General features: G+C 68.5%; 9 protein-coding genes. All 9 read right to left on the bottom strand.

From position 1 onward, the window contains the following. Positions 1–611: 611 nt before the first annotated feature. The 9 genes from C8D78_RS01800 to carA all read right to left on the bottom strand — a co-directional run bounded on the left by C8D78_RS01800 (position 612) and on the right by carA (position 12,633). Positions 612–2,747: a primosomal protein N' gene (locus C8D78_RS01800; RefSeq protein ID WP_244208248.1), complete on the bottom strand. Its 2,136-nt coding sequence runs from the start codon at positions 2,745–2,747 to the stop codon at positions 612–614. 396 nt (positions 2,748–3,143) lie between these two features. After that, positions 3,144–4,379 carry a methionine adenosyltransferase gene (gene metK, locus C8D78_RS01795; RefSeq protein ID WP_120950161.1) on the bottom strand — a complete coding sequence of 412 codons (1,236 nt, stop codon included), beginning with the start codon at positions 4,377–4,379 and terminating at the stop codon, positions 3,144–3,146. A 78-nt stretch (positions 4,380–4,457) separates the two neighbouring features. Then, on the bottom strand, positions 4,458–5,756 hold the full coding sequence (locus C8D78_RS01790; protein WP_120950160.1) for a bifunctional phosphopantothenoylcysteine decarboxylase/phosphopantothenate synthase: 1,299 nt from the start codon (positions 5,754–5,756) through the stop codon (positions 4,458–4,460). A 52-nt stretch (positions 5,757–5,808) separates the two neighbouring features. Further along, positions 5,809–6,069 (bottom strand): DNA-directed RNA polymerase subunit omega, encoded by a 261-nt coding sequence (gene rpoZ / locus C8D78_RS01785; RefSeq protein ID WP_090581074.1) that lies wholly within the window; start codon positions 6,067–6,069, stop codon positions 5,809–5,811. A 39-nt stretch (positions 6,070–6,108) separates the two neighbouring features. After that, positions 6,109–6,681, bottom strand: a complete 573-nt coding sequence (gmk, locus tag C8D78_RS01780) for a guanylate kinase (protein WP_120950159.1) — start codon at positions 6,679–6,681, stop codon at positions 6,109–6,111. Between the two features lie 39 nt (positions 6,682–6,720). After that, entirely contained in the window at positions 6,721–7,038 is a 318-nt protein-coding gene (gene mihF / locus C8D78_RS01775; protein ID WP_208641840.1) for an integration host factor, actinobacterial type, read from the bottom strand. A 225-nt stretch (positions 7,039–7,263) separates the two neighbouring features. Then, complete coding sequence (pyrF, locus tag C8D78_RS01770; RefSeq protein WP_120950157.1) at positions 7,264–8,130, bottom strand: orotidine-5'-phosphate decarboxylase; 867 nt, start codon at positions 8,128–8,130, stop codon at positions 7,264–7,266. Continuing rightward, positions 8,123–11,422, bottom strand: coding sequence for a carbamoyl-phosphate synthase large subunit (carB, locus tag C8D78_RS01765; RefSeq protein WP_120950156.1), 3,300 nt, complete (start codon positions 11,420–11,422; stop codon positions 8,123–8,125). The genes pyrF and carB overlap by 8 nt, the downstream gene beginning before the upstream one ends. Continuing rightward, positions 11,422–12,633 carry a glutamine-hydrolyzing carbamoyl-phosphate synthase small subunit gene (carA, locus tag C8D78_RS01760; RefSeq protein ID WP_120950155.1) on the bottom strand — a complete coding sequence of 404 codons (1,212 nt, stop codon included), beginning with the start codon at positions 12,631–12,633 and terminating at the stop codon, positions 11,422–11,424. Before carA ends, carB begins: the two co-directional genes overlap by 1 nt. Between the last annotated feature and the right edge of the window lie 78 nt (positions 12,634–12,711).

The raw sequence follows: 12,711 nt of genomic DNA, 5'->3' as shown, positions 1-12,711 counted from the left end.
AGCCACGAGCACCCATCCGCCACGAAGGCCCGCGATTCAGGCGTCGTCGAGCACCCATTTGCCACAGATGGCCGCAATACAAGCCTCATACCGGCCATCTTCGGCAAATGGCCGCCGGACACCCATCTGCCACGAAGGCCCGCGGGACACGAGCCACGAGCACCCATCCGCCACCTAGGGCCGCGATTCAGGCGTCGTCGAGCACCCGTTGACCACAGAGGGCCGCAGCACAGAACCCGCCCGGCACCCATTCGCCACAGATGGCCGCAATACGAGCCTCATACCGGCCATCTTCGGCGAATGGACGCCGGACACCCATCTGCCACGAATGCCCGCAAGACACGAGCCACGAGCACCCATTCGCCACGAAGGCCCGCGATTCAGGAGTCGCCGAGCACCCATTTGCCACAGATGGCCGGAAAAGGAGCCTCATACCGGCCATCTGCGGCGAATGGCCGCCAGTATGCGGACCCAGGTTTCGTAGCCTCGGCGTCGGGAAGCACAACGGGGACACCGGGGACACCGGGCACACCGGGCACACCGGGCACGCCGGGCACGCCGGGGACGCCGGGTGCGCCGACGCACCGACGCGCCGGCACGCCGGGAATGTCCTAGAGGACGTCCACGCCGTCGAGGCGCAACTGCACCGGGTCATCACTGCGCTTGGCTGCCGCTGCCGATTTGACGGCCCGCAGGACGGCCGTGACCTCCGCGGCCCGGGCATAGGGGATGAACAGCAGTGTCCGGACCTCCTCGCCGGAATCCCGCGGCGAGGAATCACGTGAAGACAGGTCCCGTGACGCCGGTCGTCCCGGCCCCGCAGCCGCCGGCAGCACGACGGGCGCTGGCCCGGCCACCCGCAGCACGATTCCCTGCGCCGCCAGCCGCTGTTGCACGGCCTCAGTGAAATGTCCGACGGCGGTCCTGCCGCCGGTGACGGACGCGACGCGCACGGCGGGCGGCAACTCCAGCTCCTGACGCAGGGCCAGTTCCCGGCTGGCATACCCGGCCGGATCCCAGCGCAGCAGGGCGCCGACGCCCGCGGCGTCGTCGGCGGTAATGACCACCAGGCCGCCGTCGGGTGCCGGCCGCACCAGAGCGGCAGCGTTGAACCAGCGGCGGACCGCGTCCTCGCCGGCCCTCAGGTTTTCCCGGCGCAGCAGCGAGTCGCCGTCCAGCAACAGGGCCGCGGCGTACCCGCGGGCCGCCACCGGCTCGGCCCCCACGGTAGCCACCACCAGGGCCTTCGCATCCGGAACGGTGGCCTTAACCTGGTCCCCCGAGGACGTGATGACCGGCTTTCCCGGAAACGCCCGGCCCAGCTCCTCCGCCGTGCGCAGGGCTCCCGCGGCGCCGCGCCGCAACCGCACACCGTTGCACGTGCCGCAGCGCCATGCCGGGGCCGGCGCCGAGCACCAGCGGCACTGCGGCACGGAAGCGCTGCCGCCACTGGGACCGGCGATCGCCAGCGGCCCGCTGCAGGCAGTGCAACGCGCCGGTTCCCGGCAGTTTTCACACACCAGCGAGGGGGCGTAGCCGGCGCGGGCCACCTGGACCAGGACCGGGCCACGTTCCAGGCCTTCTTTGGCAGCCCGCCACGCGGCGCCGGGGAGGCGGGCGATGCGGGCAAGCGGGTCGTGTTCGAGTTCGAAGCTGTCGGCTGTGTTCAGCACCCGCGGGACGGTCCGGCGAACGACGGTTCGCTCCGCGTCGACGGCCCGCGCCCAGCCGGAGGCCACCAGCCGCTCGGACTCGGTGCTGCGCGAGTGGGCGGCGAGCAGGCACGCGGCCCCCTCCTGGCCGGCACGGAGCAGCAGGACCTCGCGGGAGTGCGCGTACGGGGAGCGTTGTTCGATGTGGAGGTCGTCGCCATCATCCCAGCAGACCACGAGCCCGAGATTTTGCACCGGCGCGTACGCCGCGGACCGGGTGCCCACTGCGACCCCGGCGGCGCCGCTGAGCAGGCGCAGGAAACTGCGGTAGCGCGGCGTCTGGCCGTCGTCCGCGGTCAGCCGGGCGACGTCGCCGGCAGGAAGGACATCCAGGAGGGCCGACTCCACCCGGTCAAGGTCACGGTAGTCGGGCACCACCACGACGGCGCCGCGGCCGGACAGGCGTACCGCCGCCACAGCCTCGGCGACCAGCCGCGGCCAGCCGCCAGGACCGTACCCCTGCAGCGCCGTCAGCACGGCCCGGGGAGACTCCCCCGCACCGAGATGGGCGAGGAAGGCGGGCCCGTTGCGGTACGAGGCCCAGGCGCTGCCCGCGGCGGCCGGCTGAATCGACGCATGGGTCGCAGAACCAATCTCCTCAGAACCGACCTCGGCACCCGGCAACTCAGCACCAAACAGCTCAGGGTCGAGGCGGCCGCCGGGAGCGAACTCCTTTTCGAGTTTTGCCATCCGCGGCGGCACGGCGACCCGCAGGACATCGCTGACGGTTCCTGCGTAGCGCGCGGCGATGCGGCCGGCAAGTTCGGCCACCGCAGGGGTCAGGACCGGGACGGGCGATATCACTTTGTGTAGGGGTACCAGGGGGTGACCGGCGTCCGAATTCGCCACACGTTCCAGCAGGTAGCCCGCCAGTTCCTGCCCATTGAACTTGACCTTGACCCTGACGCCGGGCTGGGCCTCGGCGTCAAGGGCGGCTGGCACGCTGTAGTCGAAGGGGCGGTCCAGGTGCGGCAGCGAGGATTCGATCAGCACCCGGGCCACTGGCAGGTCCCCGGCAAGGGCCGGTCCGGCCATCCGCGCGGTGGTAGCGGGAAAACCCTGGAGCAGGGAAAGCTGCTGGGGTTCCCCGTGCACGCTACCGGAACGCTGAGGACTCACGGCTGGCACCTCCCCTCCGGATCGGTTCGACATCGGTTCACACTAGACCACGCACTCTGCGCCACTGACCACGGCTCACCGGAGTCTCCGTCCGGGAACGGGAGCCAAACGGCAAGTAGCCAGGCCGCCGGGAGGCGGCCTGGCTACAGCAGATCACAGGGCTCTGACAAAACTAGCCGTCAGCCTTGGGACGACCCGCGACGCCGAAACTCTGCCGGCAGAAACCTGAGCCGCAAAGCCTAGGCCGTCAGGGGCCTGTGCCGGCGTGAAGCGCTGCCAAAACAGTCTCAGGAGCACCGCTCGGTCCCGGGCCTAGGCGTTGAAGAACGCCTTCAGCTCGTCCACCCGGTCCAGGCGTTCCCAGGTGAAGTCCGGATCCTCGCGGCCGAAGTGACCGTGGGCGGCCGTCTTCGCGTAGATCGGCCGCTTGAGGTCTAGGGCGTCGATGATGGCGCGCGGGCGGAGGTCGAAGATCTCGGCGATCGCCGCGCTGATGCGGGCCGGGTCGACCGTTTCAGTGCCGAACGTCTCAACGTAGGTTCCGACCGGGCGGGCCTGTCCGATCGCGTAGGCGATCTGGATTTCGGCGCGCTTGGCGAGGCCGGCGGCCACCACATTCTTGGCGACCCAGCGCATGGCGTATGCGGCCGAGCGGTCAACCTTGGACGGATCCTTGCCGGAGAACGCACCGCCGCCGTGGCGGGCCATGCCGCCGTAGGTGTCGACGATGATCTTGCGGCCAGTCAGTCCCGCATCCCCCACCGGGCCGCCGATGACGAAGGCACCGGCCGGATTCAGGATGTTGCGGGTACGCGAGATGTCCAGGTTGGACAGCGCCATGACCGGTTCCACCACGTGCGCGGCGAGATCGGCCCGGAGCCGGTCCAGGCTTGTGCCCTCGGCGTGCTGGCTGGAGATGACCACGGTCTCGACCGACACCGGGCGGTCGCCGTCGTAACCCACTGTGACCTGGGTCTTGCCGTCCGGGCGCAGGTAGGACAGTTCGCCGTTCTTGCGGACCTCGGTGAGGCGTTCGGAGAGCCGGTGCGCGAGCCAGATCGGCACGGGCATGTAGGAGGGGGTCTCGTCGCTGGCATAGCCGAACATGAGGCCCTGGTCGCCGGCGCCCTGGAGGTCGTAGTCGTCCTCCTGGCGCCCTTCGCGGGCTTCGAGCGAGTTGAACACGCCGCCGGCGATGTCGTTGGACTGCTGGCCGATGGAGACTGATACCCCGCACCGGGCGCCGTCAAAGCCGTTGGCCGACGAGTCGTATCCGATGCCCAGGATGGTCTCCCGGACGATCTGCGGGATCTCGACGTAGGCGTCCGTGGTGACCTCGCCGGCGACATGCACCAGACCGGTGGTGGCCAGCGTCTCCACGGCAACCCGCGACTCCGGGTCCTTGTCGAGCAGGGCGTCGAGGATCGCATCGCTGATCTGGTCGCAAATCTTGTCGGGGTGGCCTTCAGTCACCGACTCGGAGGTGAAGAGCCGGAGCGCGGCGGGCGTAGACCCGTGAAAGTCGGGGATGTGCAGCGGTAAAGTCACTCAACTACCTTACTGGTTGGAAAACGGACGTCCGGCGGCGTGTGTCCCCATGCTAAGGAGACGTTGGTTACGCCGGGCCTACGCCGGCGGGACAACCCGGCTCAGCTCGGCGCTGATCCGATCGATCACCGCAGCCGCGACGTCGGATTTGGAACCCGACGCCTCTTGGGGTTCGGAGCCGGTGCGGGAAAGGATGACTACGGAATTGGTGTCTTCACCAAAGACCTTGTCCCGGCCCACCTGGTTGACCACCAGCAGGTCACAGGCCTTCCTGTGCAGCTTGTCCCGGGCATAGTCCAGCACGTCGCCGCCGGCGTCGCCGGTCTCGGCCGCGAAGCCGACGATCAGCTGGGTCCTGGAGGCCGCGTCCCGGACCTCGACAAGCTCACGCAGGATGTCCGGGTTGCGCACGAGGTTGATTACAGGGTCCGCGACGTCGTCGCGCTTCTTGATCTTGGTGCCCGAGACGTCCGCCGGGCGGAAGTCCGCAACCGCGGCGGCCATGATGACGACGTCGGAGTCGGCTGCCGCGTGCAGCGCTGCCTTGCGCAGTTCCAGGGCGGTTTCGACCCGGAGGAGCTCGACGCCGTCGGGCGCCGGCACTTCCATGTGGGCTGCGAGCAGCCGGACGCGGGCGCCGGCGTCGCGGGCAGCGGCGGCGAGGGCGACGCCCTGCTTGCCGGAGGAACGGTTCCCCAGGAACCGGACCGGGTCCAGCGGCTCACGGGTGCCCCCGGCGCTGATAGTGACAGTGAGCCCGGCGAGGGGGCGGACCACGGAGGGCCCGGCCTCGGCCTGGCCCGTGTCCGGCTCCACGTCCGCGCCGGCCGGGGCCGACCGAACGGCAGACGCTCCGGCGAGGGCCATTGCGGCGGTGAAGATGGCTTCCGGCTCGGGCAAGCGACCGGGACCGGAGTCGGCGCCAGTCAGCCGTCCACTGGCGGGTTCCAGCACGGTGACGCCCCGGCTGCGCAGGGTTTCGACGTTGGCCTGGGTGGCCGGGTGCTGCCACATTTCGGTGTGCATTGCCGGGGCCATGAGCACCGGGCAGTCGCCGGCCATCAGCAGGGTGTTCGTGAGGAGGTCATCGGCCTGGCCGCTGGCCGCGCGGGCCAACAGGTCGGCGGTGGCCGGCGCCACGACGATCAGCTCGGCCTCGTGGCCGAGGCGGACATGGTTGACGGTGTGGACGGCGTCGAAAACGCTGTTGCTGACCGGGTGACCGGAAAGGGCCTCCCAGGTGGCAACGCCGACGAACCGGGTGGCTGCCTCGGTGGGGATGACCGTGACGTCATGGCCGGCTTCAGTAAAAAGCCGGAGGAGCGACGCCACCTTGTAGGCGGCAATCCCTCCCCCGACTCCGAGGACTATGCGCACGTGATCTCCGTCAACAGGCAGTCTGTTTACTTTGCTCTTCCCGTGAAGGGAATTACTCTGCGGCTTCGATCGGCGTGGAAACGAGCTTGCCTTCGTTGATCTCGCGCAGGGCGATCGAGAGGGACTTCTCGTTCAGCTTGGTGTCGACCAGCGGGCCGACGTACTCAAACAGGCCCTCGTGAAGCTGGGCGTAGTACGCGTTGATCTGGCGTGCGCGCTTGGCACCGAAAATCACCAGTCCGTACTTCGAGTCGGCGGCCTTCAAGAGCTCGTCGATCGGCGGGTTGATGATGCCTTCAAGGTTCGTGGACACGAATTCTCCAAATTCTAACGGGCCGGTGCGTCCCGGCGCCTAGCGCGGGTTCGGGGTCAGCCCCATGAGTGAAACAAGCTCGTCCGCTGCCCGTCGAACGTCATCATTGATGACGGTGTGGTCGAACTCCGGTTCAGCGGCAAGTTCTAGTTTAGCGGTTTCCAGCCGCTGCTGCTGTTCTTCGGCGCTTTCCGTGCCGCGGCCGACCAGCCGGCGGACCATTTCGTCCCAGCTCGGGGGCGCCAGGAACACAAACTGGGCGTCCGGTACGGCCTCCTTGACCTGCCGGGCGCCCTGCAGGTCAATCTCCAACAGCACTGAGCGGCCCTCGGCGATGGCGGCGTCCACCGTGCTGCGCAGCGTGCCGTAGCGGTTCTGGCCGTGGACCACGGCCCACTCGAGCAGTTCGCCGTTTTCGACCAGGGAATCGAATTCCTCGGCTGACTTGAAGAAATAGTGGGTGCCATCCTGCTCCCCCGGGCGCGGCGGGCGGGTCGTGGCGGATACGGACAGCCAGACGCCGGGGTAGTTGTCCCGGATGTAGGTGGACACGGTGCCTTTGCCAACAGCCGTCGGGCCGGCGAGGACTGTCAGTCCCGGTTTCTTGCTCACATATTCCTTTGGGCGGTGGGGGCAGCTCGGCGGAGCGAACTACTTGTCGTCAATAAAATCTACCAGCGCCCGACGCTGGTGGATTCCCAGGCCGCGGACCCGCCTGGATTGTGCGATGCCGAGTTGTTCCATGATGGCCGCCGCACGGACCCTGCCGATCCCCGGCAGGGCTTCGAGCAGCTCGACAATCCGCATGCGGGCAATGGCGTCGTCGGTTTCCGCGGAACTGATGACTTTGGCGATGGTCAACTCACCGGACTTGAGGCGCTCCTTGGCGTCGGCCCTGGTGGCCCTTGCGGCAGCGGCCTTGCGTAGGGCGTCGGAACGCTCCTGCGGCGTGAGGGGTCTCAAACTCACTGAAGTCCTCCCTGCATGGCGGGACGGGGCACCCATGCCCTTGACCTGAACCTACCTTCTGGCGGCGGCAGAAATCAATGGGAATCTGCGGCCGTCGCCGGATCAGGAAGACCTGCGCCCGGGGCCGGCTGCAACCTGCTTCGAATCGGTTGCAACCGGTCCGGAACCGGGCGCAAACGGAAGGCCGGCGTCCCGGGCCGGACGCAGCCGGCCCGGGCGTGGCTGTCAGGCGGCGAGGAGCTCGTCGAGGGTGCGCCGCGCGGCATCCCGAAGGCCGGTCAGCCCCGGTCCGGCCCCGAGAATCTCCCGGCTGGAGGTGCCCAGGACCTGGGGATATGCCGCGCCGAACGTGCGCCGCAGGTCCGCGGGCGTGGCCCCCTGGGCACCCAGGCCGGGGGCCAGGATCGGTCCGCGGACCGCCGCCAGATCGAGATCCAGCGCCGTGAGTGCGGACCCCACGGTCGCGCCCACCACAAGGCCGACGGAACCGAGGGACCCGCCGTAGCGCCGGTTCTCTTCGGCGGCCGCCTCGGTGATCCGCCGCGCGACCGAGTCCGCCCCGCCGACATGCTGGACGGAGGCGCCTTCCGGGTTCGACGTGAGCGCGAGGACGAACACGCCGCGCCCGCTCTCTGCCGCCAGGTCCAGTGCCGGCCGGAGCGACTCAAAGCCCAGATACGGGCTCAGAGTGACCGAGTCCGCGGCCAGGGCCGAGCCGTCGCGCAGCCACGCGTCGGCGTAGGCGGCCATAGTGGAGCCGATGTCACCGCGTTTGGCGTCCGCGATGGTCAGCACGGAGGCCTCGGCCGCCGCGGCCAGGGTGCGTTCGAGCACGGCGATCCCGGCCGAGCCGTGCCTTTCGTAGAGGGCCACCTGCGGCTTCACCGCGGCAGCGAGGGACGCCACGGCCTCCAAGACGGTCAGCGAGAAGCGTTCCAGTCCGGCGACGTCGTCCGTCAAGCCCCAGCGCTGCAGCAGTGCCGGGTGCGGATCAATGCCGACGCACAGCGGCCCGCGCTCCGCCATGGCCTGGCCCAGCCGGGAGCCGAACGTCTCCCGGCCGGCCGGTGCCGCGCTGCGTGCCTCAGGCATCCTGGAGGGCCTTGAGGTACGCGGCGTGCTCCTGCAGGCTCGTGACGGACCATTCGTAGGTGCGCAGCGCCTCGATGGCCTGGACCGCGGCATTGAATTCGGCGACGGTGGTGATACACGGAATGCCGATGGACGTTGCCGCCGCCCGCAGTTCGTAGCCGTCGCTGCGGGCTTCGCCGCCGGAAGGGGTGTTGAACACCATGTCGATCTCGCCGGCGACGATGAGGTCGGCAATGGTGCCCTCGCCCTCGGCGCTGGAGCCCTCGGCGACCTTGCGCACGGGGGTGGCCTGGATACCGTTGCGGCGCAGGACGTCCGCGGTGCCGCCGGTGGAGACGATCTCGAACCCGAGGTCGGAGAGCCGTTTGACACCCATGATCACAGAGCGCTTGTCCCGGTTCGCTACCGAGACGAAGATCTTTCCCTCCGTGGGCAGGGCGTTGTTCGCGGCGGCCTGGCTCTTGGCGAAGGCGGTGTCGAAGTGCTTGTCGATACCCATGACCTCGCCGGTGGAACGCATTTCCGGGCCGAGCAGGGAGTCCACCACCTTGCCCTCGGGGGTGCGGAAGCGGCTGAAGGGCAGCACGGCTTCCTTGACCGAGACCGGCGCCTCCAGCGGCAGCGTGGAGCCGTCGCCGGTTTCCGGCAGCATCTTGTAGGCGCTGCGGAGCTGGTTGATGGTAACGCCGGTGCCGATCAGGGCTGCGGCCTTGGCCATTTGGACGCCGGTGGCCTTGGACACGAACGGCACGGTGCGTGAGGCACGCGGGTTGGCTTCCAGGACGTAGAGGACGTCGGAGGCGAGGGCGAACTGGATGTTGATCAGGCCGCGGACCCCCACGCCGTCGGCGATGGCGAGGGTGGCGGTGCGGACCCGCTCCAGGACGTTGTTCCCGAGCGTGATGGGCGGCAGCACACAGGCCGAGTCGCCGGAGTGGATGCCGGCTTCCTCGATGTGCTCCATGATGCCGCCGAGGTACATCTCGGTGCCGTCGTACAGGGCGTCGACGTCGATCTCGACGGCGTCCTCGAGGAAGCGGTCGATCAGCACCGGATGCTCCGGGGTGATCTCGGTGGCGTTCGCGATGTAGCGGGAGAGGTTGGGCTCGTCGTAGACGATTTCCATACCGCGGCCGCCCAGGACATAGGACGGGCGGACCAGGACGGGGTAGCCGATCTCGTCCGCGATCTTCTTGGCGTCCTCGAAGGACACGGCGGTGCCGTTCTTCGGCGAGATCAGCCCGGCCTTGTCGAGCACCTGGGAGAACGCGCCGCGGTGCTCGGCGAGGTCGATGGCTTCCGGGGACGTGCCGAGGATCGGCACGCCGGCATCGGCGAGCTGCTGCGCGAGCTTGAGCGGGGTCTGGCCGCCGAGCTGGACGAAGACGCCCATGACGCCGCCGGTGCGCTCTTCGGCCGCGATGACCTCCAGGACGTCCTCGAGGGTGAGCGGTTCGAAGTACAGGCGGGTGGAGACGTCGTAGTCGGTGGAGACAGTCTCGGGGTTGCAGTTGACCATGACGGTCTCGTAGCCGGCCTTGCGCAGGGCCATGGAGGCGTGGACGCAGGAGTAGTCGAACTCGATGCCCTGCCCGATCCGGTTCGGCCCGGAACCGAGAATAATGATCGAGGGTTTCGCGTGCAGCGCCACCTCGTCCTCCTCGTCATAGGACGAGTAGTGGTAGGGGGTGTAGGCGGCGAACTCGGCCGCGCAGGTGTCCACGGTCTTGTAGACCGGGCGGATGCCCAGGGCCTGCCGGACGCCGCGGACGACGGCCTCGGAGTTGTGCGTCAGGGCGCCGATCTGTTCGTCCGAGAACCCGTGGCGCTTGGCGCGCTGGAGCATCTCGTGGGTCAGGGCCGGGGCCTTGCGGATTTCGAGCGAGATCTCGTTGAGGAGCTGGAGCTGGTCCAGGTACCAGGGATCAATCTTGGTCGCCTCGAACAGCTGCTCCACGGTAGCGCCGCCGAGAAGGGCGCGCTGGACCTGGTGCAGTCGTTCGGTGGTGGGGCGCTTGGACTTCTCGATCAGCTCGGCGACTTCCCATTCCGGGACGTGGCTGAAGTCCAGCTGGGAGCCCTTCTGTTCGAGGGAGCGCAGGGCCTTCTGCAGGGCCTCGGTGAAGTTCCGGCCCATGGCCATGGCCTCGCCCACCGACTTCATGGTGGTGGTCAGGGTGGGATCCGCCGCCGGGAACTTCTCGAAGGCAAAGCGCGGGACCTTGACCACCACGTAGTCCAGGGTCGGCTCGAAGGATGCCGGGGTCTTCTGGGTGATGTCGTTGGGGATCTCGTCCAGGGTGTAGCCAAGGGAGAGCTTGGTGGCGATCTTGGCGATCGCGAAACCGGTGGCCTTGGAGGCCAGCGCCGAGGACCTGGAGACGCGCGGGTTCATTTCGATCACGACGACGCGCCCGGTGTCCGGTTCGACGGCGAACTGGATGTTGCAGCCGCCGGTGTCGACGCCGACCTCGCGGATGACTGCGATGGAAATGTCGCGCAGCCGCTGGTATTCGCGGTCGGTAAGGGTCAGTGCGGGGGCGACGGTGATCGAGTCGCCGGTGTGGACGCCAACCGGGTCGAAGTTCTCGATGGAGCAGACCACCACGACGTTGTCGTTCTTGTCCCGCATCATCTCCAGCTCGTACTCCTTCCAGCCGAGGATGCTCTCTTCGAGCAGCACCTCGGAGGTGGGGCTGTACTGCAGGCCCTGGCCGACGATCCGGCGGAGGTCGGACTCGTCGTAGGCCAGGCCGGAGCCGAGGCCGCCCATGGTGAAGGAGGGCCGGACCACCATCGGGTAGCCGAGGTCCTCGGCGGCGGCGATGGCCTCGTCCATGGTGTGGATGATGTGGCTGCGGGCCGACTCGGCGCCGCAGCGCTCCACGACGCCCTTGAACTTCTCGCGGTCCTCGCCGAGCTCGATCGCGGCAATGTTGGCGCCGATCAGCTCGACGTTGTACTTCTCCAGGACACCGTTCTTGTCCAGCGCGATGGCCGTGTTGAGGGCCGTCTGGCCGCCCAGGGTCGGCAGGAGCGCGTCGGGACGCTCCTTGGCGATGATCTTCTCGACCACCTCGGGGGTGATCGGCTCGATGTAGGTCGCGTCGGCGAACTCGGGGTCCGTCATGATGGTGGCCGGGTTGGAGTTGACGAGGATGACCCGCAGGCCCTCCTCCTTGAGGACGCGCAGCGCCTGGGTGCCGGAGTAGTCGAATTCGGCCGCCTGGCCGATCACGATCGGGCCGGACCCGATGACCATGACGCTCTTGAGGTCAGTTCTCTTGGGCATTACTTCTTGTCCTCAGTCTTGGAGTCGGTGGAAGTCTCTTTTGCGGAAGCAGCGTCCGCCATCAGCTCGATGAAGCGGTCGAAGAGGTACGCGGCGTCGTGCGGTCCGGCGGCCGCTTCGGGATGGTACTGCACAGAGAACGCGGGGATGTCGAGGCAGGCGAGGCCCTCGACGACGTCGTCGTTGAGGCTCACGTGGCTGACCTCGACGCGGCCGTAGCGCTCCTCGGGCGCCTGGGTGGCGCCGTTGAGGGGGGCGTCGACGGCGAAGCCGTGGTTCTGCGAGGTGATTTCGACCTTGCCGGTGCGGCGGTCCATCACCGGCTGGTTGAGGCCGCGGTGGCCGTAGCGCAGCTTGTAGGTGCCGAAGCCCAGCGCGCGGCCCAGGATCTGGTTGCCGAAGCAGATGCCGAAGTACGGGATCTTCTCATCAAGCACGGAACGCAGCAGAGCCACCTGGTTGTCCGCGGTGGCGGGGTCGCCCGGGCCGTTGGACATGAAGAAGCCGTCGGGGTTGACGGCCTGGACATCGGCGAGGGTCGCGGTGGCGGGCAGCACGTGCACCCGGACGCCGCGTTCGGCGAAGCGGACGGGGGTCATGCGTTTGATGCCGAGGTCGATCGCGGCGATGCTGAACCGCGGCTCGCCGTCCCAGCCGAAGTCCTTGGGCTCCACCGTGTACGCGGCGTCGACGCTGACTTCCTCGGCGAGCCGGGAGCCCTCCATCGGCGCGCTGGCCAGGACGGCGTCCGTGAGTTCCTTGTCCGTGGCGCGGGCGGCGTCGCCGGAGAAGATGCCCGCGCGCATGGTCTTGTGTTCGCGCAGGTGCCGGGTGATGGCGCGGGTGTCCACGCCCTGGATCCCGACGATGCCCTGCTCGGCGAGTTCGTCGTCCAGGGACCGCTCGGAGCGCCAGTTGGAGGGCCGGCGGGCGGCGTCGCGGACGATGTAACCGGCCACCCAGATCCGGCGGGACTCGGCGTCGTCGGTGTTGACGCCGGTGTTGCCGATGTGCGGCGCGGTCTGGACCACGAGCTGCCGGGCGTAGGAGGGATCGGTGATGGTTTCCTGATAGCCGGTCATGCCGGTCGCGAAGACCGCCTCGCCAAGGGCACTGCCGGTGGCGCCGTAGCTGGTGCCGCGGAAAATCCGGCCGTCCTCGAGCACGAGGACCGCGGGGGTGGATGCTGCTGCAGCGGGGTTTGCTGTCACTGCTTCTTCAGACACTGTTTCTGCCACTGTTTCTTCTGACACTGTTTTCTCTGACACTGCGTTGGGGTCCGTCACGTC

This window comes from Arthrobacter oryzae (assembly GCF_003634095.1).
In the GTDB taxonomy this organism is placed as follows: Bacteria; Actinomycetota; Actinomycetes; order Actinomycetales; family Micrococcaceae; genus Arthrobacter; species Arthrobacter oryzae.
The sequence above is the reverse complement of the archived record's forward strand: the minus strand, read 5'-3'. Positions and strand labels throughout refer to the sequence as shown.

What these genes read in the sequence shown, in the direction of transcription:
- C8D78_RS01800 (WP_244208248.1), bottom strand. Translation starts at nt 2,747, where the DNA reads ATGGCCGGACCGGCCCTTGCCGGGGACCTGCCAGTGGCCCGGGTGCTG.
- pyrF (WP_120950157.1), bottom strand. Translation starts at nt 8,130, where the DNA reads ATGCCTGAGGCACGCAGCGCGGCACCGGCCGGCCGGGAGACGTTCGGC.
- carB (WP_120950156.1), bottom strand. Translation starts at nt 11,422, where the DNA reads ATGCCCAAGAGAACTGACCTCAAGAGCGTCATGGTCATCGGGTCCGGC.